The 20,241-nt window shown below is 63.1% G+C and carries 21 protein-coding genes and 1 tRNA gene; 12 read left to right on the plus strand and 10 right to left on the minus strand.

Going from position 1 to position 20,241, the window contains the following annotated elements:
• Positions 1–50 precede the first annotated feature (50 nt).
• The 3 genes from HTT03_RS11655 to HTT03_RS11665 are packed head-to-tail and all read left to right on the plus strand — an operon-like array spanning position 51 to position 3,330.
• Entirely contained in the window at positions 51–509 is a 459-nt protein-coding gene (locus HTT03_RS11655) for a (2Fe-2S)-binding protein (RefSeq protein ID WP_174859948.1), read from the plus strand.
• 2 nt (positions 510–511) lie between these two features.
• Complete coding sequence (locus HTT03_RS11660) at positions 512–2,752, plus strand: xanthine dehydrogenase family protein molybdopterin-binding subunit (protein WP_174859949.1); 2,241 nt, start codon at positions 512–514, stop codon at positions 2,750–2,752.
• A complete protein-coding gene (locus HTT03_RS11665) occupies positions 2,749–3,330 on the plus strand; it encodes a hypothetical protein (RefSeq protein ID WP_174859950.1) in 582 nt (193 codons plus the stop codon). The genes HTT03_RS11660 and HTT03_RS11665 overlap by 4 nt, the downstream gene beginning before the upstream one ends.
• 3 nt (positions 3,331–3,333) lie before the next feature.
• On the opposite strand, the gene HTT03_RS11670 is transcribed toward HTT03_RS11665, so the two are convergent.
• Complete coding sequence (locus tag HTT03_RS11670) at positions 3,334–4,269, minus strand: YihY/virulence factor BrkB family protein (RefSeq protein ID WP_174859951.1); 936 nt, start codon at positions 4,267–4,269, stop codon at positions 3,334–3,336.
• A 164-nt stretch (positions 4,270–4,433) separates the two neighbouring features.
• Here HTT03_RS11670 and HTT03_RS11675 point away from each other — a divergent pair.
• The 6 genes from HTT03_RS11675 (at position 4,434) to HTT03_RS11700 (ending at position 10,412) form a co-directional block, all read left to right on the plus strand.
• Positions 4,434–4,507, plus strand: a tRNA-Gly gene (locus tag HTT03_RS11675).
• A gap of 134 nt (positions 4,508–4,641) precedes the next feature.
• Complete coding sequence (locus tag HTT03_RS11680; RefSeq protein ID WP_217482798.1) at positions 4,642–5,652, plus strand: purine-nucleoside phosphorylase; 1,011 nt, start codon at positions 4,642–4,644, stop codon at positions 5,650–5,652.
• Positions 5,653–5,782: 130 nt separating this feature from the next.
• Complete coding sequence (locus HTT03_RS11685) at positions 5,783–7,591, plus strand: ABC transporter transmembrane domain-containing protein (RefSeq protein WP_174859952.1); 1,809 nt, start codon at positions 5,783–5,785, stop codon at positions 7,589–7,591.
• A gap of 135 nt (positions 7,592–7,726) precedes the next feature.
• A complete protein-coding gene (locus tag HTT03_RS11690; protein ID WP_174859953.1) occupies positions 7,727–9,610 on the plus strand; it encodes an acyl-CoA synthetase in 1,884 nt (627 codons plus the stop codon).
• 307 nt (positions 9,611–9,917) lie between these two features.
• Positions 9,918–10,139, plus strand: coding sequence for a DUF1127 domain-containing protein (locus HTT03_RS11695; protein WP_246253465.1), 222 nt, complete (start codon positions 9,918–9,920; stop codon positions 10,137–10,139).
• A gap of 12 nt (positions 10,140–10,151) precedes the next feature.
• Positions 10,152–10,412: a hypothetical protein gene (locus HTT03_RS11700; RefSeq protein ID WP_174859954.1), complete on the plus strand. Its 261-nt coding sequence runs from the start codon at positions 10,152–10,154 to the stop codon at positions 10,410–10,412.
• Positions 10,413–10,670: 258 nt separating this feature from the next.
• Here HTT03_RS11700 and dtd read toward each other — a convergent pair whose 3' ends face one another.
• From dtd to HTT03_RS11745, 9 genes are all read right to left on the minus strand, one after another.
• Positions 10,671–11,117, minus strand: a complete 447-nt coding sequence (gene dtd / locus HTT03_RS11705; RefSeq protein ID WP_174859955.1) for a D-aminoacyl-tRNA deacylase — start codon at positions 11,115–11,117, stop codon at positions 10,671–10,673.
• A 1-nt stretch (position 11,118) separates the two neighbouring features.
• A complete protein-coding gene (locus tag HTT03_RS11710) occupies positions 11,119–11,796 on the minus strand; it encodes a nitroreductase (RefSeq protein ID WP_174859956.1) in 678 nt (225 codons plus the stop codon).
• Positions 11,793–12,908, minus strand: a complete 1,116-nt coding sequence (locus tag HTT03_RS11715; protein WP_174859957.1) for a TFIIB-type zinc finger domain-containing protein — start codon at positions 12,906–12,908, stop codon at positions 11,793–11,795. Before HTT03_RS11715 ends, HTT03_RS11710 begins: the two co-directional genes overlap by 4 nt.
• 84 nt (positions 12,909–12,992) lie before the next feature.
• Positions 12,993–14,114 carry an SPFH domain-containing protein gene (locus HTT03_RS11720; RefSeq protein ID WP_174859958.1) on the minus strand — a complete coding sequence of 374 codons (1,122 nt, stop codon included), beginning with the start codon at positions 14,112–14,114 and terminating at the stop codon, positions 12,993–12,995.
• A 36-nt stretch (positions 14,115–14,150) separates the two neighbouring features.
• A complete protein-coding gene (locus HTT03_RS11725) occupies positions 14,151–15,113 on the minus strand; it encodes a DUF2927 domain-containing protein (protein WP_174859959.1) in 963 nt (320 codons plus the stop codon).
• A gap of 22 nt (positions 15,114–15,135) precedes the next feature.
• Positions 15,136–16,332: a toxic anion resistance protein gene (locus tag HTT03_RS11730; protein ID WP_174859960.1), complete on the minus strand. Its 1,197-nt coding sequence runs from the start codon at positions 16,330–16,332 to the stop codon at positions 15,136–15,138.
• Complete coding sequence (locus tag HTT03_RS11735) at positions 16,332–17,246, minus strand: 5-bromo-4-chloroindolyl phosphate hydrolysis family protein (protein WP_174859961.1); 915 nt, start codon at positions 17,244–17,246, stop codon at positions 16,332–16,334. Before HTT03_RS11735 ends, HTT03_RS11730 begins: the two co-directional genes overlap by 1 nt.
• Positions 17,247–17,249: 3 nt before the next feature.
• The gene (locus tag HTT03_RS11740; RefSeq protein WP_246253467.1) at positions 17,250–17,480 is read right to left on the minus strand and encodes a hypothetical protein; all 231 of its coding nucleotides are present in this window, start codon (positions 17,478–17,480) and stop codon (positions 17,250–17,252) included.
• Positions 17,481–17,575: 95 nt separating this feature from the next.
• Positions 17,576–18,646, minus strand: a complete 1,071-nt coding sequence (locus tag HTT03_RS11745; RefSeq protein ID WP_174859962.1) for a pseudouridine synthase — start codon at positions 18,644–18,646, stop codon at positions 17,576–17,578.
• 62 nt (positions 18,647–18,708) lie between these two features.
• Here HTT03_RS11745 and HTT03_RS11750 point away from each other — a divergent pair, with 62 nt between their 5' ends.
• Genes HTT03_RS11750 through HTT03_RS11760 form a run of 3 tightly spaced genes read left to right on the plus strand, consistent with a single transcriptional unit; the run spans position 18,709 to position 20,188 of the window.
• Positions 18,709–19,164, plus strand: coding sequence for a nucleoside deaminase (locus HTT03_RS11750; protein ID WP_174859963.1), 456 nt, complete (start codon positions 18,709–18,711; stop codon positions 19,162–19,164).
• 3 nt (positions 19,165–19,167) lie between these two features.
• A complete protein-coding gene (locus tag HTT03_RS11755; RefSeq protein WP_174859964.1) occupies positions 19,168–19,791 on the plus strand; it encodes a DUF5671 domain-containing protein in 624 nt (207 codons plus the stop codon).
• Complete coding sequence (locus HTT03_RS11760) at positions 19,784–20,188, plus strand: hypothetical protein (protein ID WP_174859965.1); 405 nt, start codon at positions 19,784–19,786, stop codon at positions 20,186–20,188. Before HTT03_RS11755 ends, HTT03_RS11760 begins: the two co-directional genes overlap by 8 nt.
• Positions 20,189–20,241: the final 53 nt, after the last annotated feature.

The raw sequence follows: 20,241 nt of genomic DNA on the forward strand, positions 1-20,241 counted from the left end.
GGCTCCATGGATCGCTACATTGCAGGCGACGGACTTCAAAAGGGGACACCATGGAGCTGACGGTTAACGGCAAGGTCCATGAGGTGGATGTCGAAGACGACATGCCGCTGTTGTGGGTGCTTCGGGATGAACTGGGCATCACCGGTCCGAAATACGGCTGCGGCATCGCACAATGTGGGGCCTGCACGGTCCATGTTGACGGGATGGCGGTCCGCTCGTGTCAGTTGCGTGCCGGCGATGTGAACGGCGATGTGACAACCATCGAAGGGCTCGGCACGCCGGAGGCGTTGCATGTGGTTCAAGCCGCTTGGGTGAAGCATCAGGTCGCCCAATGCGGCTACTGCCAGTCTGGCCAGATCATGCAGGCGGCTTCATTCCTTGAGCTTAACCCCGATCCAACCGATGACCAGATTGACGCCGCGATGAGCGGCAACCTCTGCCGCTGTGGCACCTATCCCCGCATCCGCGCTGCCGTGCAGGATGCCGCTGCAAAACTACGCAGGGCCTGAGCATGTCGCGTCTTCGCACCATCACCCGCCGCAGCTTCCTCGTCGGCTCTGCCGCCATCGCCGGGGGCGTGGCCTTTGGTACCTATCTGTACAAACGCGAATTGCACAATCCGCTGCTCGACGGGCTGGAGCCCGGCGCTGCGGCGATCACGCCTTACGTCAAGGTCGACGCGAACGGCGTGACCCTCATCACCCCGCGCGCCGATGTGGGGCAGGGGGCATACTCCATCCAAGCGCATATGATTGCCGAGGAATTGGACGTCGATCTCGCGCAGGTCACGATCACCCCCGGCCCGCCGTCGCCGGTTTATTACAACGGGGTCGTCAGCGCCGAGGGCATGCCGATCGCCGCCACGTCTGAAACCTTCCTCGCCCGCACCGGGCGCGGCGTGGCGGATGTGGCGGGCAAGCTGCTGGGGCTGCAACTCACCGGCGGCAGTTCCACCGTGCCGGATATGTATGACCGTCTGCGCATGGCCGGTGCGGTGGCGCGTGAGACGCTGATCGCCGCTGCGACGGCGCAAACCGGGTTGCCGCGCGACCAATTGCGCACCGAGGCGGGCGCTGTGATCCTGCCCGATGGGGCGCAACTGGCCTATCAAGACCTTGCGGCAGGGGCCGCAGAGATTGACCCCGTCACCGATGTCACCCTGCGCGACCCGTCTGGCTGGAAGCATCTGGGCAAACCGCAGATGCGCACCGATATGCTGGCCAAATCCACCGGCACCCAGACCTATGGCATCGATATGGTAATGGAAGGCATGGTCTTTGCCACTACCCGCACCAACCCGGCGCAGGGCGGAGCGATATTGGGGTTTGACGCAGGCCGGGCCGAAAAGATGCGGGGCGTCAAGGCAGTGCTGCCGATCACCGGGGGCGTCGCAGTTGTGGCGGACAACACTTGGCGGGCCTTTCAAGCGGTGCAGGCCGTGGACTGCGACTGGGGGCCGTCGCCCTATATCGGTGACACGGCGGCCCAGTTCGAAGCCGTTGCTGCCGCCTTCACCGAAGACACGCAAGACAGCCAGTTTCGCGATGATGGCGATGTGACAGCCGCCCTGTCCGAAGGCGAGGTCTTGCAGGCTGAATACCGCATCCCCTTCCTTGCCCATGCGCCGCTGGAGCCGATGAGCGTGCTGGTCAAATTCACCAAGGCCCGCGTCGACATCTGGACCGCCACGCAAATCCCGCGCTTCATGCAGGCCAATGTCGCCCGTCTTACCGGGATCGACGCTGAGAAGGTGCACATCCATGTGCTCATGGCAGGCGGCAGTTTCGGGCGTCGGCTCGAAGACGACTATGTCATGCGCGCGGTCGAAGTGGCCCAGCAGATGCCCGGCACCCCGGTCAAAATGGTCTGGTCGCGCGAAGAGGATTTCACCCATGACTTCCCCCGCCCACTGGCCATGGCCCGTGCGCAGGGCAAAGTCGCGGAGGGCAAGCTGGCGGCCTATGATCTGGCGATTGCCGCCCCGTCGGTCACTGCATCGCAGCTAGAGCGGCAGAACCAGCCTATCTTTGGCCCCGACGTTGCCATTGTCGCAGGCGCATGGGACCAGCCCTTTGCAATCCCTCACTACCGCGTCACCGGCCACCGGGTGCCTGCGATGGTGCCGGTTAGCTCATGGCGTTCGGTCGGGGCGTCGGGCAATGCCTTCCTGCATGAAAGTTTCATGGACGAGCTGTGCCACGCCGCCGGAGCCGACCCGCTTGAGGAACGGCTGCGGCTGTGCACCCACGACCCCTCGCGCAAGGTGCTTGAGGCTGTGGGCGAGATGTCCGACTGGGGTGCTGATCTGGGGCCGGGGCGGGGCCGGGGGCTGGCGTTCTGCCTGTCCTTCGGCGTGCCTGTGGCCGAGGTTGTGGAGGTCAGCCAGACCGACGCGGGCCTGCGCATCGACAAGGTCTTCGTCGCCGCTGAGGTGGGGCGCGTGCTTGATCCGATGAATTTTGAGGCACAGCTTTCGGGTGGTGTGATCTGGGGCTTGGGCCATGCGATGAACTGCGAGTTGACCTACAAGGACGGCGTGCCGCAGCAGGACAACTACCACCTCTATTCCGGTCTGCGTCTCTATCAGACCCCCCAAATCGAAGTGCGCGGGCTGGAGAATGGCGGCAAGCTGCGCGGTATTGGTGAGCCCGGCGTGCCGCCTGCGGCACCGGCTTTGGCCAATGCGATCTTTGCCGCCACAGGACAGCGCATTCGCGACCTGCCACTTTCCAATTCTGTGGATTTCGCATGAAATACCTACCCCTTTGCGCCGCCCTGCTGGCCGCCCCCGCCGCTGCGCAAGACAGGCCGCAAAACGCCACGCGTGAAGAAGGCCTCGCCGCATGGGAACGCATTTTTACCGTCACCTCGCACCCGCGTTGCGCCAATTGCCATGTCGGCGACAGTGGTCAGCCGATGTGGGAGGGCTTGGGTTACGGGGGGCAGGCCGTGCACGGTATGAATGTGCAGGCGGGCGAGAGCCGGATTGGGGCGGAAAGCATTACCTGCGATGCCTGCCATGTGATCTCGGATGCTGCGAACGTCACCCCTCATGCGCCGCCGCATATCGACGACGCTTGGCGTCTGCCGCCTGTTGAGTTGGAATGGTTCGGCAAATCCTCTGCCGAGGTCTGCGCTCAGCTGCGCGACCCTGAGCGCAACGACGGCCATGACATCGCCTCGCTCATCGACCACCTGAGCAATTCGGCCTTTGTCGCGTGGGGCTTCACGCCCGGCGGTGGCCGATCCGCGCCGGAAACCTCGCTGGACGCGCTGATTCACGACGTCACGCTTTGGGGTGCTGCGGGCACCCCCTGCGCGTCAGAGTGACGGCTACTCCCGCATCGCCCGCGCCAACCGTCTGATCCGCAATGCGCGGTTTAACTCGCCGCCAAAGATCAGCACCAGCGCCGCCAGATACATGAAATACAGCGCCGCGATGATTCCGGCCATGCCTGCGTAGTAGCTCGCATAGGTGCCAAAGCTGCGCAGATAATAGGAGAACACGGCCGCCAGCAGCGCCCAAGCTATCGCCGTTGTCACCACACCGGGCCAGATATTGCTAAACCGCGTGCGCCGCGCAGGCAGAATCACATGCGCCGCAAAGAGCGACACCAGCAGGATCGTGCCCGACACCGGGAACCGCACGAGGCTTACGGTGACAGAGCGCGGATCAAACCCCGGCATCAGCATATGCAGCCAAGACCCGGCCCGCGGGGCCAGCACCAAAAGATAGCCAACGATCACAAGGATCAGACTGGCCAGAAGGACCATAACAACCTGAACCGCATAAAGGGTCACAACCGAGCGCGTCTCGCGCAGGCCGTAGGCGCGGTTCAGCCCCACACGCACCCCATCAACCCCGCCCACGGCGAACCAGATGGTCAGCAAGATGCCCACGCTCAGCAAATCGCCGCGCGGCACGGTCATCACCTTTTCCACTTCCGAGACAATGGGATCGATCAGTGCAGGCGGCACGATGGCGATGAGGAAATGAATCAGATCATCCGCCATCGACCGATCCCCGACAAAAGCCGTCAGCGAACTGGTGAAGATCAAGAAGGGAAAGATTGCCAGAAGCGCGCGAAAGGCCACATTGCCCGCCATGCCAAAGGCGTCGTCGCTCCAGAGCCGCAACACCGCCTCGTGCAGCACCGCGCGTCCGACACGCCAGCCGGTGCCGTGAAATAAATCCTCCGGGTTCTCGCTGAGAATCCCATGGGTCATCACGACTTCGCGCTTTTGGTCCTGAGCCGGTCTGCCGTCCATCCTCTGCCTCGTTCTTGGCCTGTGGCATAAGCTAGTGCGCCATTCGCCCGGCTGCCACTGTCAAACCCGCAGACGGGCGAAAGCGGGCCGAGCCACTAATCGCAGGCAGGGGCATCGCTCCACTTGACGCCCCCTTGGTGATAAAATAGGACGTAACCCGTTACGCGGGCGTTGTGTAATGGTAAGACCTCAGCCTTCCAAGCTGATGATACGGGTTCGATTCCCGTCGCCCGCTCCAACATTCCCCAGATGATTGAACCTGCAGCTTGGGCTTTGGCGATCACTTGCCAAGGGCTTGGTTTCCCCTACGTCACCCTTTAAGGGAGCCCATGCCCCTGCGCCTGTAGGGGCCACATCCATAAAGGACATATCATGCTGAAGTATTCCGCTCCGGGCCTCGCCGCACTGGCCCTTTCTACCGTTGCTGCACCGCTTGCCGCGCAGGAACCCATGCCCGTCAAAGTCTTCATCGGCGCGATGTTCGAGATTGGCGAGAACACCGGCGACCGCGCAGGCGAGCTTCAGCATTGGTACGAGAAATACTGGACCGAAGCCGAAGCCCAAGAGATTCCCGGTGCCTTTTCTGAAATGTATTGCAACGACGATGGTGTCTGCGGCGCGGTGCTGGGCATGGGCAAAGTGAACTCTTCGGCCTCTATGCAGGCGATTTTGCTGAACCCGGCCTACGACTTCTCGCAGACCTATTTCATTCTGTCCGGCGTGGCGGGCACACCACCCTCACGCGGGACCATCGGTGATGTGGTCTGGGGCAGCTGGCTGGTGGACTATGACCTTGGCCACCGCTGGGCGCCCGAAGAAGGCGAGCCGGGCGAGCCGGTCTTTATGCCGCGCGCAGGCTATGAGGACTACCGCCGCTTTGAAATGAACGAAGATCTCGTCGCGTGGGGTGTGAAACTGTCCGAAGACGTAGAGATGCAGGATTCCGATTCCGCCCGCCAATACCGCCAGCGCTACCCCGACGAGGCTGCCCAAGCCGCGCCGAGCGTGAAGGTCGGCACCCATATGACCGGCGATACCTTCTTTCACGGTCCCGGCTTGTCTAACGAAGCGCAGTATATGGCCGAGCTATACGGCGCGGACGACTATATGATCACCGAAATGGAAGCCGCCGCCATCGCGCTGGTCATCAAACGTCTGCACGGCACCGACCGGATCGCCAGCCTGCGCGGCGCGGTGAACTTTGACCAAGGCCACCCGGATGAAACCACGCTCGCGCATCTCGACCCCGCACCGGGCGAGACCGCAGGCGGCTTTGCCGAGACGGTGGAGAACATCACCCTCGTTGGCGCGCCGTTGGTCGACCGGATCGTGACCGAGTGGGACCAGTGGAAAGACGGCGTGCCTGCACTGCCGAATGAATAACCACTAACGCCCCGCGGCGCTGAGCTTGGCGCCGCGGGGCAGGGGCGGCAGATTGTCCCGACAGGGCAGTCTTGCTTGACCCCGCTTAATGCCCGCGCCATGACCGTTGTCGAAAGACAAAGGATTTCCCATGGCCCGCACGCCCACCCCCGCACCGACTGCCAAAGACGAACGCGAAAAATCGCGGCGGATCGGGGCGCTTGCGGCGCTGATGCCCTTTATGGCGCCCTACCGCTGGTTGATGGCCGCCGCCGGGGGGGCTTTGGTGCTGACGGCGATGATCTCGCTCACGCTGCCCCTGGCGGTGCGCCGGGTGATCGACAATTTCAGCGTCGATGAAACCGCCTTGCTCGACCAATATTTCATCGCGGCCTTGGCCATTGCGGGGCTGCTCGCTGTCGGCACCGGGCTGCGCTATGCGCTGGTGACCCGGCTGGGCGAACGTGTCGTGGCTGACATCCGCCGCGCGGTCTTTGACCGGGTGATCGGCATGAGCCCGGTCTTTTATGAACGCATCATGACCGGCGAAGTCCTGAGCCGCATCACCACCGACACCACGCTGATCCTCTCGGTGATTGGCTCCTCGGTCTCCATCGCCCTGCGCAACCTGTTGATTTTCGTCGGGGGGCTGGCTCTGATGCTGCTGACCTCGGCCAAACTCACCGGGCTGGTGCTGCTGATCGTGCCTGCCGTGATCATCCCGATCCTGACGCTGGGCCGCCGCCTGCGCGGGCTGAGCCGTGAAAACCAAGACTGGATCGCGGCAAGCTCCGGCAATGCCTCCGAATCGTTGACCGCCGTGCAAACGGTCCAAGCCTTCACCCATGAGGCCGCGAGCCGGGACCAGTTTGCGCAGATGACCGAAGCCTCCTTCGACGCCGCGCAGCGCCGGATCAAGACCCGCGCCGCGATGACCGTGATCGTGATTTTTCTGGTGTTCACCGGGGTGGTCGGCGTGCTCTGGATCGGCGCCCGCGATGTGCGGGCCGATGTGATGAGCGCAGGCGCGCTGGTTCAATTCGTCATCTATGCCGTGATGGTCGCCGGGGCCGTCGCCGCCCTGTCGGAAATCTGGAGCGAGTTGCAGCGTGCCGCCGGGGCCACCGAACGCCTGATCGACCTGCTGCAATCAGAGGACACGGTCAAAGACCCGGCGCCCGATGTGGCGCAGACCCTGCCGGCCAAGGTCGCCGGTCATATCACCTTTGAAAACGTGCAATTCACCTATCCCGCGCGGCCCGACGTCTCGGCCCTTGATGGTATCAACCTCGACATTCGGCCCGGCGAAACCGTGGCCTTCGTCGGCCCCTCCGGCGCGGGCAAGACCACGATCATTCAGTTGATTCTGCGCTTTTACGATCCGGCCACGGGCCGCATCACGCTCGACGGGGTGGACCTGCGCGACGTGGCCCGCGATCACTTCCGCCGCGCTGTGGCGCTGGTCCCGCAAGACCCGGTGATCTTTGCCGCGACCGCTGCGGAAAACATCCGTTTTGGCCGCCCTGATGCCACGGATGCTGAGGTCGAAGAGGCCGCCCGCGCCGCTGCCGCGCATGAGTTCATCACCGCGCTGCCCGACGGCTATGACAGCTACCTCGGTGAACGCGGTGTGATGCTCTCGGGCGGGCAGAAACAACGCATCGCCATCGCCCGCGCCATTTTGCGCGACGCGCCGGTGCTGCTGCTGGACGAAGCCACCAGCGCGCTGGATTCCGAAAGCGAAGGGCTGGTGCAAGCCGCTGTGGACCGGCTCAGCGCCGACCGCACGACCCTAATCGTCGCGCACCGTCTGGCCACCGTCAAAAAGGCGGATCGCATCGTGGTTATGGAAGCGGGGCGCATTGCCGCCATTGGCACCCATGAGGAACTGGTCGCCAGTGAGGGGCTTTATGCCCGGCTGGCGCGGCTTCAGTTCACCGATGGGGCGGCCGCGGCCTGAACTCCCGCGCACTGGCGCAACGTCACCCCGCGTAACGTAGCGTTTCGCCCATCCGATTGCTTGCGAAGCGGGGCGTTTCGCCGCAGTCTGGTGGGAAGAAACGCGCCGGGATACCGGCAATAGGGAGGAACGACCATGACATTTGCCGGGATCGAGGACCGCAATGCCATCGCGGCGGAAATGCCGTGGGAAGAGCGTGATGTCGCCAAAACGCTTTACGGGATGCTGAGCAATACGGCTGGAAAATTCCCAAACCACAATGCCGTCAGCTATCAGATTTTCTCCGGCCCCAAAGACAAGGCCGAGACGCTGAGTTGGAAAGAACTGCATGGCCGGGTCACACAGGCCGCCAACCTGTTCCGCAGCCTTGGCGTCGGGGAAAAAGACGTGGTGGCCTATGTGCTGCCGAACTGTAACGAGACCACGATCACCCTGCTGGGCGGGGCCGTGGCGGGGATCGTGAGCCCGATCAACCCGCTGTTGGACGCCGAACAGATCGGTGCGATCCTGCGCGAAGTGGGCGCCTCCGTCGTCGTCACCCTGCGGCCTTTCCCGAAAACAGATGTCGCCCAGAAAACCGCCGAGGCGGTCAAGCTCGCGCCCAATGTGCATACGGTGCTTGAGGTCGATCTCGTCCGCTACCTGACCCCGCCGAAAAGCTGGATCGTGCCGTTGGTCCGGCCCAAGGGGCTGGCCGACAATCAGGCGACCTACAAGAACTTCAACGCCGAGATCGCGAAACAAAGCACCACGCTTAACTTTGAGGACGTGCAAGAAGACCGCGTGGCCTGCTACTTCCACACCGGCGGCACCACCGGTCTGCCGAAGGTGGCGCAGCACAAATACTCCGGCCTGATCTACAACGGTTGGCTGGGGCACCGCCTGCTGTTCACCGAAAACGACAATATTATGTGTCCGCTGCCGCTGTTCCACGTTTTTGCCTGCCATGTGATCCTGATGGCTGCGGTGGCCTCTGGCGCGCATGTGGTCTTCCCCACGCCGCAGGGCTATCGCGGCGAGGGCGTGTTCGACAACTTCTGGAAGCTCATCGAGCGCTGGAAAATCACCTTTATTATCACCGTACCAACGGCGATCTCCGCCAAGATGCAACGACCCATTGATGCCGATGTCAGCACCGTGAAAACCGCGTTTTCCGGCTCCGCGCCGCTGCCGCTGGAACTCTTCCGCCGGTTTGAGAAGGCCACCGGCGTGACGCTGGTCGAAGGCTATGGTCTGACCGAGGCCACCTGTCTGGTGTCGTGCAACCCCACGGATGGGGTCAAGAAAGTCGGCTCCATCGGCATCGCCTTTCCCTATTCAGACGTGCGGATCATCAAGAACACGCCGGACGGGCCGATTGACGCAGATGTGGACGAAATTGGCGAGATCTGCGTCTCAAACCCCGGTGTCTACGCAGGCCATACCTATGTCGAAGAGGACAAGAACAAAGACCTTTTCTACCACGGCAAATACCTGCGCACCGGCGATTTGGGGCGCATCGACAGTGACGGCTATATCTGGATCACTGGCCGGGCCAAAGACCTGATCATTCGCGGCGGTCACAACATCGACCCTGCCGAAATTGAAGAGGCGCTGCTGGGCCATGAATCCGTGGCCTTTGCCGGTGCCATTGGCCAGCCTGACGCCCATGCGGGCGAGGTGCCCTGCGCCTTTGTCGAACTGGTCGATGGGGGCGAGGCGCGTGAAGAAGACCTGCTGGCTTTCGTGAAAGAGCGGGTCACAGAACGCGCGGCCCAGCCCAAACACCTCACCATCATGGATGAACTGCCCAAAACCGCGGTGGGCAAGATTTTTAAGCCCGATCTGCGCAAACATGCGATCACCCGGATTTACAACGGCAGTCTTGAGAAAGCCGGTTGCGCGGCGCGGGTGACCGAAGTGACCGACGATAAAAAGCGCGGTCTGGTCGCGCAGGTCACGATGAACGGGGCCAGCCATGAGGATGTGGGCAAGGTGCTGAACGTCTATACCCGGCCGTGGGAACCTGCGGCGGCCTAACCACCGCACAACGCTGCAATGCACGAAAACCGTCGGCCTGAAGGTCGGCGGTTTTTGCTTTTCTGTATGCCATAGTGTTCCGTAACAGCAGGGCGCGGGCGCGCGGCTGCGCTGTTGCCGCCCTTCCGGTCCATTTTCCTAAAACGCTCTTTTAAAAGGCTTTCTTGACCCTAGGGAAGCCGTCATCTGCCTTTCGCTGGGCACATACCGCCTATGCATTAATGGCCGTTTAAAACGGGGTGGGGTGGGCCTATCTCTGCGTTGCAGCATTGATGTTGCGCCGCAGCATTCGAAAAGGAGCCACTCTATGTCGATGGCAGTTACACAGAACCGCACCGCGTCTTTTGACGCATCCAAGGGGCCACGCAGCCGCTTTGCGTCGCTCTGGGCCGCTACGACAGAGGCCTGGGCGCGGCGTGCCGCTTACCGCCGCACGCTCAACGAGCTCCATGCGCTCAGCGACCGCGAATTGGCCGATATCGGCCTCGCGCGCTGTGACATCCGCCGCGTCGCCGGCGAAGAACTTTGAAGGATTGAACCGATGAACAACCACAACACCCTCACCGCCTCCCATGGCGCACCGCTGCGTGACCTTCTGGCCAACCTGTCGGCTGGCGCTGGCACATTCGGCAGCAAGCTGCGCACAGGCTTTGGCAACGCGATCACGCATATGCAAATCTCGCGGATGCAGTCCGTGCTGAACGGCATGAGCGATGAGCAGCTTGCCACCGCCGGGATCACCCGCAAAGACATCCCCCAGCACGCCCGCGCGCTGGTGCTTGACGAATACGACGGTCTGTAAGCTTCGCGCTACTGACCTTCCCCAGATCAATGCACGCCCGTCCTCCCCGGGTGGCATTGTCAGGTGTCGGACCCGGGTCCTCCTCCCGCGCTGATCCGACGCCGCATCTTAACGGTCCTCCTCCCCGGACCCGTTATACCGGCCGGCAAGCTTCCTCCCTAGCTTGTCGGCCTTTGCTTTTTTGGTCCGCACTGTGAGATCAGAGAAGGCTGCCTGCCTCCGCCGAACCCCCACCGAAACTGATTTTCGCCAGAAAGGTTAGGGGGCCGCGCTGTCGAGCCAGATTGTGACCGGGCCGTCATTGGTCAAGGCCACGGACATATCCGCGCCGAAGCGGCCCATTTCCACCGGAACACCAAGCGTGCCAAGGTGCTGGGCAAAGACCTCATAGAGCGCTTCGGCAATTTCAGGTTTCGCCGCACCGGAAAATCCCGGACGGTTACCGCGCGACGTATCGGCGGCAAGGGTGAATTGGCTCACCACCAAGGCGGCCCCACCAGTTTGGACAAGGCTTAGGTTCATCTTGCCCCCGTCATCTTTGAACAACCGCAGTTTTGAGATTTTGACCGCCAGTTTCTCGGCGGTCTCGGCGGTGTCATCGGGCATAGCGCAAACGAGGATCAACAGGCCCGGCCCGATCTGACCAACCACATCTCCCTCGACCGTGACCGACGCGTCAGTCACCCGTTGCAAAAGCGCGCGCATGTCAGTCTTTCCAATATATAATGGCCTCAGCCGTCGCCCGTTCGGTGCGAAAGCCATTGGCGGGGTGGTCGGGGTCGGCATAGCCGAACGAGATCGCACAGAGCACCAGCCGGTCATCCGGCAGGCCAAGATGGTCGCGTACCAGCGGGGCGTAGGAGGCAATGGCAGCCTGCGGAATGCTCGCCACCCCAAGCGCCGTGGCCGCGAGGGTGAAGGCGGTCACGAAGCCGCCGCAGTCCATGGCGCCGTAAGGGCCAAGTTCGGCGGGGGAAGTGACAATCGCCACATGGGGCGCATCGAACAGCGCAAAGTTGCGCAGCATCTGCGCTTTGCGGGCGGCACGGTCGGATTTCTCAATCCCCACCGCGTCATAAAGCTGGAAACCACAGGTGCGCCGCCGCTCAGCGTAGGCGCCCGAGTAGCCCGTGGGCCACGGCAGGTCCGGTTCCACCGGGGCATCGCTGCTTGCCGCGTCGAGCAGGGCCGTGCGGAACCGTTCGGTGGCATCGTCCCGCGTGATGGTAAGCTGCCAAGGCTGCGCGTTGCACCATGACGGCACATGGCGTGCGGCGCTGACGATCTGGGTGATCGTGGCCTCCGGCAGCGGATCAGGCCGAAAGGCGCGGCAGGAATAGCGGGCGCGCAGAAGGTCACAGAAGGCGTCGTAGGTTTCGGTCATTGCTGCTGCGCCACGAAATAGCCGACGATGGCGGCGGCGATCAGCCCCAGCACCACGACGATGGTAATTTTGATCGCGGAATAGGGCCGTTCGCCCTGCACCTTGCCGGAGTGGCCGTTGACCACAAAGCGATAGGTCTTGCCACGGTATTTATAGGCCGCAAGCCAGACCGGCAGCAGGATATGTTTAAAGGTCACATCGCTCACCTGCGTTTGAATGTCATGCACCCGCTGGCGGTCGCCGCCGATGTCGAATTTCACATCGCGCTCAATCACCCGGTCCATATGGGCGCGGACTTGGGCGAAGCCTTCTTCCAATGAGACACCGTAAGCCTCAGCGCGGAACCCGGCGAGGTATTCCGGCGCATAGGGTTCCAGCGACGACAGGTCCCAAGGATGCAGTGCATCGGTGTGTTTCTTGGGCAGGGAGCGCGAGGCCAACACCAGCACGTCATCAAAGAACCGCGCCACCCGGCCCGACGCCGCCCGCCAGCGCACCTTTGGCACCTGTTGCCGCACCCGCTTACCGTTGCGCATAACTGTCTGGGTCACGTAATAGACCGTGCCACGCTCGCCCCGGTAGCTGGAGGCCGTCTGCGCGTCATAGGTCCAGTATGGCACGTAAATCCCCTGCATTTTCCGTCCCTTACGCGCGTATTGCTGCAAGCCGTTGGGGGCGAACCAAAGGCTGCCGAGCCAGTCTTTCATCGCATTGCGGGCGCTTTGTTCGGATTGGGCAAAGGGCAGCACGGCGCGGGGTTTGATATGGCGGTTGGTGCCGGTGTCGACCACGATAGGCGTGGCGCAGAAGGGGCATTCAGTGGCGTGTTTGCCTGGTTCAAATTCCACCTGCGCGGCGCAGTTAGGGCAGGTGGTGACGCGGGTTTCCTCCATTTCGGCGGCAGGCAGGGCGGCTTGCAACCCGGCGCGGAAATCTTGCTCAGCGATGGCTTCCGCATGGCGGCCCGTGCCGTCGATCGGCTCCACATTGCCACAGTGATCGCAGACCAGCCGCGACTGCGCAGGGTCAAAGCGCATGTCCGAGCCGCAGGTGTCGCAGGGGAAACGGTGTTCTTCGAGCGGGGCCGCGGGGGGCTGGTCAGGAGAGGGCATGGGCGGGGGCCTTGCAAAAGCAATCAGGACAGCACAGCGCAGGCCGTGCGGGCAAAGGGGCAGCGCCAAGGGCGCTGCACGGTGTTACGGTGCCGGAGGCGGTGGGGGCGGCGGCATCACAGTAAAGAGCTGCGCCAGTTCGGCCACATCCTCGGCCCGCTGCCAACCGTCTTGCCCCGGCGTCCAGACCAGACTGTCGCGGCCAAGGCTGCCTTCGCTCACCTTGCGCCCCATCGCGGCCTTGGAGAAGGGGCCAGAGGTCGCGCCGTTTTCAGCGATATGCCAGACCTTCTCCATCGGAGGTGGCGGCGGCGGCACGGGCGCGGCGGCGGCAGGGGCGGGGCGTGCGCCCCATGGGCCGGCCTGCGCGGTGGCGGCTTGGGCCATGCTCATGCCCAGCCCTGCGCCAAGACCGGTTTGCATCGCCGCACCGCCCGCGCTATCGCGGCCAAGCGCTTCGGCGGCTTGAAACTGCATGTATTCATTGAGATTTCCCACCACGCCCATCGAGGTACGCTTGTCCATCACCGCTTCTACTGCAGGTGGAAGCGAGATGTTTTCGATATAAAGCTCCGGCATGGCCAAGCCATATTCCGCGATCTGGGCTTCGATCTCCTTGCCGACCAACTGCCCCAACTCCCGCGTATTGGCGGCCATATCAAGCACCGGAATGCCCGAACTCGCCAACGTGCGCGAAAACGCCTGCACGATGATATTGCGGATTTGGAACGAGATCTCGTCCATCGTGAATTCACCATCGGTCCCAACAATCTCGGTCAGGAAACGCGCCGGATCTTTGACGCGAACCGAATAGGTGCCATAGGCCCGCAACCGCACCGGGCCAAACTCAGGATCGCGGGCGATGATCGGGTTTTTCGTGCCCCATTTCAGATCGTTGAACCGCGTCGTGTTGACGAAATAAATCTCGGACTTGAACGGGCTTTTGAAGCCGTGGTCCCAGTGCTGAAGCGACGTCATGATCGGCATGTTGTTGGTCTCAAGCATATAAAGACCGGGGGTAAAGACATCCGCCAACTGCCCCTCATGCACAAAGACCGCCGCTTGCCCCTCGCGCACCGTCAGCTTGGCGCCGTATTTGATCTCGTGACCCTCGCGCTCAAAGCGCCAAACCATCGTGTCGCGGGTGTCGTCGGTCCAGTGGATGACGTCGATAAACTGGCCGGAGAGGAAATCGAAAATGCCCATGGGGATGGTCCTTCTGTCGTCTGGCTAGAGGGTGCGCTACAACGGCCCGTCCGTCAACTCGCGGGCGATGATGCGGGTCAGGGGGTTGACCTCGGCGGCGGTCATGCCGGGGCGCAGGCGGGGATCGTAGAGCATTTTCAGCATCAATTCGTCCTGCTTGGTGAGCAGCGCAAATTCATCATCATCGTTAAAGATTGAGGGCCGCGCGGCGGGGTAGTCATTGGCCAACCCCATGCCTTGGGCCAGTTCTTCGTGGATGCAGGACAGCCGCAAAAGCGCGGGATTCTCCGCGCGGATCACCGCCACGGCAGCGGTATAGACGTTCGGGTTGTCACCCGCGGCATAGGCGGCCACGGCGCAATAGGTGTCCCGTCGCATGTTGCGCATGGCCCGCAGGGAGGAGGCGCTGACACCCGCGACCTGCTGCGCGGCGAGCGCCAAGGTCTCAACCCGGTCATCTTCAGAAGCCACGACAACCATGAAATTGGGCGTGCCGCTGGTCGAAATTGGATGGCCGGTCACCCGCGCCAAACGACGTGCATAGGCTTCGATATTGGCGGTATCCCGGCTGCGTTGCGAGGGCGGGACGGATTCACCAAAGAGGATGCCCATGCGAATAGGCGCTTCCCAACGGCGAAGAGGGCTTTGCCCACCGCGCCCGGCGAAATTGCCGTCATACTCATTATAGAGCGCGATCTGCTCAAAGTTGCGCGACAGCATATCGCTGGTGAAGGGCGTGTCCGCTCCGCCACCGTCTTGGCGCAACAACCCTTGCTCCAACTGCGTTTTTTGTACCTGATGCAGATAGCGCCGCAGCATCGCGCTTTTTTGCGAGGTCGGGCGGGCAACCTTTGGCGGCCGCGCAGGCGGCGCTTCGACCTGCGGCTTGGGTTTGGCCACGGGGGGCGGGGCTTTGGGCGGCTCGACACAGCCTAGCAGGGCCATGCCCGTTGCCAGCACCGCTGCGGTCCGCAGATGCCGCTGCAGACGTCTATACATCGTCGCGAACCTCACTCAGATATCAGCTTGGCACGGCACCGCCGGTGGCATCGCCCAGCCCGGTTTCGCGGGCCTTGGCCGAGGCCAGCGTGTCGCGCAGGCGGGTTTCCATCTCTTGCAACTCCTGCTCAGCGGCGGCGCGTTTGGCTTTTCCTTCGTCGGCAATTTGCAGCGATTCTTCGATGGTGCCAATCAGGTCTTCGTTGGCCTGTTTCACCGCTTCGATGTCAAAGACCCCGCGCTCCATCTCCTGACGGATCACCTTGTTGCTGTCGCGCAGGTTCTTAGCGTTGGAGGTCAGCAATTCGTTGGTCAGGTCATTGGCCTCGCGCACGGCGCTGGCCGCTTCGCTGCTGCGTTGGATGGTCACGGCCTGCGCCAGTTGGGTTTCCCACAGCGGGACGGTGTTGACCAAGGTCGAGTTGATCTTGGTCACGAGGCTCTTATCGTTCTCCTGCACCAACCGGATCGAGGGCAGAGATTGCATCGTGACCTGCCGCGTCAGTTTGAGGTCATGCACCCGCCGCTCCAGATCGTCGCGCGCAGCCCGCAGGTCGCGCAACTCCTGCGCCATCATCACCTGATTCTCGTCCTTGGCCTTATCCAGCGCGGTCTGTTTGGCGGGGATGGTCTTGTGGTCCAACTCGGTGATCTTGGCCTCGCCTGCCGCGATATAGAGCGCCAACTCGTCGTAGAATTGCAACGTCTTTTCATAAAGCAGGTCGAGCGATTTGATGTCTTTGAGCAGCGTATGCTCGTGGCCCAGCAGATTGTCGGTGATCCGGTCAATCTGGCTTTGCACTTCCTCAAATCGCGCGGTGAACTTAGCAAAAGGCGTGGCCCGTCCCAGCAGCTTTTCCCACCAGCTTTGCTTGCGCCGCACGTCCAGTTCCGACACCGAGAACCCCCGGATCGCGCTCACCATAGAGCGCAGGCTGTCGCCCGCTGGGCCCACGTCCTTGTTGCGCACATCGGCGAGCATAGATTGGCTAATTTCCTGCAATTCCGCCTGCGCGGCTGAGCCAAAGCTGACAATCGACTGCGTGTCGGTCACGTCAATCTCGGCCATGCGTTTTTCGATCTCAAAGCTCTGTGCGGGATCGGCCTTGGCCAAAGGCACAATGGCATCGGCATCCGACGGCTCGGGCAGCACATGGGCGTTTACTTCTTCGACCAGCCCTTGCGACTGGGCGGCTTTTTCGCGGACGGCATCGGTCATCAGATCTCTTCCTTCGTATTATCGGAGGCGGGTTGCTCTAACCGGACCCCCTCGCGGGAAAGACGCGCGCGCAGCACGTCGATTTCGACATTCAGATCGCTGCGGTCATCCAGCAGGGATTTCGCCGTGCGGGCGGCGAAATTCTCGTCCAGATCGTCCAGCAGCGCGAGGTAATCGTCACGGGCTTTTTCATCGCGGTTGCGGGCGTAGAGGTCAGCAAACTTCACCGTCGCATCATGCGCGCCGCGCAGGTAGACGACAAGGTATTTGCGCGCGGCGGTCAGATCGCGGGGATCTTCTTCAACCGTGCGGATGAGCGTGCGGGCGGTGTCTTGGAATTCGGCCAACCGGGTCTCGGCGCGGCGGTCGCCGGCGCGTTTGATGGCGCTGCCCATGCTGGCGAGCAGTTTTTCGGCCTCATCAACCACGCGGGCCACACGGTCTTGCTGAAACGTATCGACACCTTCCATGCCTTTGTTTTTCAACGGATCAATGCCAAAGGCGGCGAGGTGCAGACCGCCTGCGACAAGGCCAAAGAGCACCGGGGCCATGACGCCCGGCTCGGAGCTATAGGCGGCGACAGCGGCGCCGAGCCCGGCCAGGAGGGCGGCGAAGATCTTGCGCGGAAAGGCCGGGCGGCGGGCGACTTTGCGGTCGTGGTATTCGGCTTCGGCCAGCAGCCCTTCGCGCAGCAGCCAGACGCCAGAGGCCAGCAGAAAGGCGCCGACCAGCCCCAGAAGCAGCGTGCTGGCACCGCCGGTGAAAGAGGTCACGGCGAGCACGACCGGCGGCAGGAACAAGAGGTTCACCCGACCGCCCACCGGATTGACGCGCAGCCTTGGCCGGGGGCGGGGCCTGTCGCCGGGCGTGTTTTCGGGATCGGGGCTATACCGCCCGCCAAACCGTTGCGCCATGGCTCAAAGCCCTCCCAGAAGGCCCGAGGTCACGCCGAGCAGCACGAGCAGCAGCGCCACATAGGCGATCTTTTGAAAGCTGGTTGGCGCCATGACATTTCCCCTTTTGCTGCCCCAGATCGGGCGCAACGCCGCATCGGCGCTGTCGGCTGCGCGGCTCAGAAATGAGACCACAGCAAGGATGATAACGGCGAGCGCGGCGAAGACCAACAAAAACAGCAATATACGTGCCAAATCGGCGCTCCTATTCCGGCGGTTTCACGCCGGAAGGCTCCGGCAGTGTTGGCCCAACGCAGTGCTGCGTTGCGGCGTTCCGAAAGAGGCGCGTCTTAGCGGCGGGGCTTTGGCCCTTTGCCACCGGGCCGCGCTGACGGGCGGGCGCCGGGTTTGCCGGTCGGCCTGCCGCCGGAACGTGCAGGGGCTTTTCCTGTCGCTTTGCCCGCAGCCGCCTTGCCACGCGGGGCGTTCTTCGCTTTGCCTCCGCCACGGCGGGGCGGCGGCGCGTCGTCTTCGCTGCGCTCTACCGGCAGTCCGGGCTGGCCCGCGCCGCCAAAACCACCGGGCTTGCGCCGGGGCGGGCGGCGAACGCCTGAGGGTTTCTTGACCGCGGTGCCGGTGGGGTCTTCCAGCTCCAACCCCAGTTGATCGCGCACCACCTTGCGGCGCAGTTCTTCGACTTCGCCAACCTTCAATTCGCCCAGTTGAAAGGGACCGTAGGAGACACGGATCAGACGGTTCACTGTCAGACCCACTGCCTCCATCGCGCGGCGAATCTCGCGGTTGCGGCCTTCGCGCAGGCCTATTGTCAGCCAGGCATTCGCGCCTTGCTGGCGGTCGAGCGTGACATCCATCGGCTGGAATTTCTCACCCTCAATGGTGATGCCTTTGCGCAGCGGCTCCAGCATCTCATCGGTCGGGCGGCCATTCACCCGCGCGCGGTAGCGGCGCAGCCAGCCGGTGCTGGGCAGTTCCAGCTTGCGTTTCACGCCGCCATCGTTGGTGAGCAGCAGCAGCCCTTCGGAATTGAGGTCAAGCCGCCCCACGCTCATCACGCGCGGCATGTCTTCGGGCAGGGCGTCAAAGATTGTCTCGCGGCCCTTTTCATCAGAATTTGTTGTCACCAGCCCGTTTGGCTTGTGATAAAGCCAAATGCGCGGCGGCTCTGGCGCGCCCACGGGGGTGTTGTCGACGGTAATCTTGTCCTCGGGCGTCACGTTCAGCGCGGGCGAGGTGATCTGCTCACCGTTCACCCGCACGCGGCCTGCTTCGATCATGCGCTCGGCCTCCCGGCGCGAAGCGATGCCTGCGCGGGACAGCACTTTAGCGATGCGGTCGCCTTTAGCGGCATCAGAAGAATCATCTGTCGGGCCGGAGCCGGAAGCGGTGGGTTTTGCGTTCATACTCTGCGCTTACCCTGTTTCACGCCCTTGCGAAAGGGTGGCGTTTGCGGCCATGTGAGCGGATGAAGTTTCGCTCATATATGGGTCAGGCGCTGGAGCAGGCACGCGCAGCGGCCGCGCGGGGCGAGGTGCCGGTCGGGGCTGTGGTGGTTTCGCCCACCGGCGAGATCGTGGCGGCTGCGGGCAATGAGACCCGCGCACGCAATGACCCCACTGCCCATGCCGAGATGCTCGCCCTACGCGCCGCCTGCGCGGCAGTGGGGTCGGAACGGCTGATCAATCACACGCTCTATGTCACGCTAGAGCCCTGCGCGATGTGCGCGGGGGCGATTGCCGCGGCGCGGGTGGCGCGGTTGTTTTATGGCGCGGCGGACCCCAAGTCAGGAGGCGTGGCGCAGGGGGCACGGGTGTTCTCGCATCCGCAATGCCATCACGCGCCAGAGGTTTATGACGGGATCGCAGCGGCTGAGGCCGAAGCCCTTCTGACAGGATTTTTCAAAGCAAAAAGAGGGGGGTAACCCGTGGCGAGCAGTAAAGATTTGGCGGTTTTCGTGCGCGATGCGCTAAGCGCAGGCAGAGGCCGCGAGGAGATCGCCACGGTGCTGACGCAGGCGGGCTGGTCCGCGCATGAGGTCAGGGATGCGCTCGACGGTTGGGCAGATGTACCCTTCACCCCGCCAGTGCCGCGCCCGCAGCCGATTGTCACGGCGCGGGACTTTTTCATTTATGCGCTGATGTTTGGCGCGCTTTTGTTTGGCGCGGGCTATCTGGTGGGGCTGCTCCATGCGCTGATCGACCATTTCCTCGACCCCACAGGCTATGGCTCGGCCCGACAAATCCGCTGGGCGATGGCGGTGCTGATCGTGACCTTACCGCTCTATCTCTGGCTCGCCGCGCGGGAGCGCAGGCGGCTGTCGGCGGACCCGGCCATGCAGCGTTCGGCCATTCGCAATTGGATGGTCTATCTGACGCTGCTTTTCGCGGCAGCGGTGCTGTTGGGCGATCTCGTGGCGGTGATCTATGCCTTTCTGAACGGCGACTTCACGTTGCAATTTGCGCTGAAGGCGCTTGTGGTGGCTGGCATCGCCGGCGGGATTTTTGGCTACTACCGCAGCGATGGGCGGCGGGAGAATGGCGGTGAATAGGCTGTTCTTCTGGGGCGTGCTCGCTTTGGGTCTGGCGGCGCTGGCTGCGGGTTTCGCGGTGGTTGGCGGACCGGAACATGCGCGGGCCGAGCGCCGGGATGACACGCGCCGCGCGGACCTGCGGCGAATCGCGCAACGGGTGATTTGCGAGCGGGACGGGCAGGCGGATTTCACGCGGGCCTGCCGCGAAGCAGGGGCGGCGCGTGATCCGCTGACCGGGGCGGAATATGATTTGGAGCAGAGCGAGAACACATTCGCCGTTTGCGCGACGTTCGAAGTGCCACCTCAAGAAGGCGCAGTCTTTCGGCGCGAGCCGCTCGATTTTGACGGGACGCGGGGGTGCTTGCGCTATCGGCTCGTGCCGAGGTCGGGCCAATGGGTGGTGCAGGAGCGCTAAGTCACGCAGCGCCGGAACGGGGGGCGCTTTGAACAGAACTGATTGGCGGTTTA

Origin of the sequence: Sulfitobacter maritimus, from assembly GCF_013346665.1 — a bacterium.
Taxonomy (GTDB): domain Bacteria; phylum Pseudomonadota; class Alphaproteobacteria; order Rhodobacterales; family Rhodobacteraceae; genus Sulfitobacter; species Sulfitobacter maritimus.

What these genes read in the sequence shown, in the direction of transcription:
- HTT03_RS11655 (WP_174859948.1), top strand. Translation starts at nt 51, where the DNA reads ATGGAGCTGACGGTTAACGGCAAGGTCCATGAGGTGGATGTCGAAGAC.
- HTT03_RS11660 (WP_174859949.1), top strand. Translation starts at nt 512, where the DNA reads ATGTCGCGTCTTCGCACCATCACCCGCCGCAGCTTCCTCGTCGGCTCT.
- HTT03_RS11665 (WP_174859950.1), top strand. Translation starts at nt 2,749, where the DNA reads ATGAAATACCTACCCCTTTGCGCCGCCCTGCTGGCCGCCCCCGCCGCT.
- HTT03_RS11670 (WP_174859951.1), bottom strand. Translation starts at nt 4,269, where the DNA reads ATGGACGGCAGACCGGCTCAGGACCAAAAGCGCGAAGTCGTGATGACC.
- HTT03_RS11680 (WP_217482798.1), top strand. Translation starts at nt 4,642, where the DNA reads ATGCTGAAGTATTCCGCTCCGGGCCTCGCCGCACTGGCCCTTTCTACC.
- HTT03_RS11685 (WP_174859952.1), top strand. Translation starts at nt 5,783, where the DNA reads ATGGCCCGCACGCCCACCCCCGCACCGACTGCCAAAGACGAACGCGAA.
- HTT03_RS11690 (WP_174859953.1), top strand. Translation starts at nt 7,727, where the DNA reads ATGACATTTGCCGGGATCGAGGACCGCAATGCCATCGCGGCGGAAATG.
- HTT03_RS11695 (WP_246253465.1), top strand. Translation starts at nt 9,918, where the DNA reads ATGTCGATGGCAGTTACACAGAACCGCACCGCGTCTTTTGACGCATCC.
- HTT03_RS11700 (WP_174859954.1), top strand. Translation starts at nt 10,152, where the DNA reads ATGAACAACCACAACACCCTCACCGCCTCCCATGGCGCACCGCTGCGT.
- dtd (WP_174859955.1), bottom strand. Translation starts at nt 11,117, where the DNA reads ATGCGCGCGCTTTTGCAACGGGTGACTGACGCGTCGGTCACGGTCGAG.
- HTT03_RS11710 (WP_174859956.1), bottom strand. Translation starts at nt 11,796, where the DNA reads ATGACCGAAACCTACGACGCCTTCTGTGACCTTCTGCGCGCCCGCTAT.
- HTT03_RS11715 (WP_174859957.1), bottom strand. Translation starts at nt 12,908, where the DNA reads ATGCCCTCTCCTGACCAGCCCCCCGCGGCCCCGCTCGAAGAACACCGT.
- HTT03_RS11720 (WP_174859958.1), bottom strand. Translation starts at nt 14,114, where the DNA reads ATGGGCATTTTCGATTTCCTCTCCGGCCAGTTTATCGACGTCATCCAC.
- HTT03_RS11725 (WP_174859959.1), bottom strand. Translation starts at nt 15,113, where the DNA reads ATGTATAGACGTCTGCAGCGGCATCTGCGGACCGCAGCGGTGCTGGCA.
- HTT03_RS11730 (WP_174859960.1), bottom strand. Translation starts at nt 16,332, where the DNA reads ATGACCGATGCCGTCCGCGAAAAAGCCGCCCAGTCGCAAGGGCTGGTC.
- HTT03_RS11735 (WP_174859961.1), bottom strand. Translation starts at nt 17,246, where the DNA reads ATGGCGCAACGGTTTGGCGGGCGGTATAGCCCCGATCCCGAAAACACG.
- HTT03_RS11745 (WP_174859962.1), bottom strand. Translation starts at nt 18,646, where the DNA reads ATGAACGCAAAACCCACCGCTTCCGGCTCCGGCCCGACAGATGATTCT.
- HTT03_RS11750 (WP_174859963.1), top strand. Translation starts at nt 18,709, where the DNA reads ATGAAGTTTCGCTCATATATGGGTCAGGCGCTGGAGCAGGCACGCGCA.